Source organism: Massilia pseudoviolaceinigra (assembly GCF_030846505.1).
GTDB classification, from domain to species: Bacteria; Pseudomonadota; Gammaproteobacteria; order Burkholderiales; family Burkholderiaceae_D; genus Telluria_A; species Telluria_A violaceinigra.
This window is the reverse complement of sequence record NZ_JAVCWL010000108.1, coordinates 1-1,140: the sequence shown is the minus strand read 5'-3', so window position 1 is coordinate 1,140 and position 1,140 is coordinate 1. Positions and strand designations below refer to the sequence as shown.

Below are 1,140 nucleotides of genomic sequence, written 5' to 3'. Positions count from 1 at the left end.
CCCGCTGATCCCGCCGGCGAAGGTGTAGCCGAGCGCGGTACTATTGCTGCCGTTCGTGGACGAGCCGTAGTAGTTCCAGCTCACCGTAGCCGACCAAGATTGTGCGGATCCGCCTCCAGCGATATTCCCACTGCTCAGCCATCCAGGCTCATAGGAAATCGTGGCCGATCCGGCGATCACGCCCGACAAGGAATATGGTGCGGTAGAAACCGTGTAAGTGCTATTCGAGAACTGGCCGATGTTGTAGAAGGTGTAATTTGGACTGCCACCGGCATTAATCGCAATTCGCTGCGCGTTCGCCGAACTTGTTGCGGAAGCCCAGTCGTAGATACCAGCATTAGCGCCACCGCTGCCGATATGCCAGAAAACGGTTGCGACTACGACACTGGCGCTGAGCACCGGCGCCGCGCCGCCGTTACTGCCTTTGCCGACCAGGCTGTCGACCATGGCGGTCGACGCCGGCGCCGTCCAGGTGCCGCTGCTGGTGAAGGTTGCAGTCATGGGCGTGCGTGCGCGCTTCCCGTAAAACCCGCTGCGGCGGGCGTCGATAGGCGTCATGATCAGCCTCGCAGCACGGACACGATGAGCGTGGTGCCGCCATCGCGCGTAGACACCATGACGTAATCGGTGCCGCCTGTTTGCCACGTGATATTCGCCGCGGCTGCCGTCGTCTGGATCACGCCATCGTACCGGATGAACCGCGCGCCCGCAGGCCACGCCGGATTGCCACCAAGGCCGATATTTACCAGCTCAAGAAATTGCACCGCCTGCTTGCCGCTGGCCGGCCACCCCGTGAAGCTCATCGTCTTGGCGCCCGACGCTGGTGCCACGCGCTGCGTTCCGCCGTTGGCGTACGCCACCGCAGTGCTCGTGCCGGAATCGTAAAAGGTCATTGCGCGCACCAGTTCCTGCAAGTCAGACAGCAGCGCGATGGTCCCCCCAGCCGCCGGCACGGTCAACGGGATAACGGTGCCCGTTGGAATCAGCGTGTCGCACTCGAAGCGCACCTGCTTTGACGCGTCGATGCTTCCCTTCGCGATCGAATTCGAGTCAACAAAGGCTACGATGCTGCTAGCCATGGCCGCGCTTCCTGCGGCAGCAATGGAGTAGTCGCGAGATTGGTCTCGATAACTTTGAGAA

At 61.8% G+C, this 1,140-nt stretch carries 2 protein-coding genes; both read right to left on the bottom strand.

What is annotated here, in order from left to right; translation table 11 throughout:
- On the bottom strand, window positions 1-558 hold a 558-nt coding region (locus tag RBA40_RS33275), incomplete at its 3' end, for a hypothetical protein (protein ID WP_306653182.1).
- 2 nt (window positions 559-560) lie between these two features.
- Window positions 561-1,140 (bottom strand): hypothetical protein (locus RBA40_RS33270; RefSeq protein ID WP_306653180.1); only part of this gene is annotated, 580 nt, incomplete at its 5' end.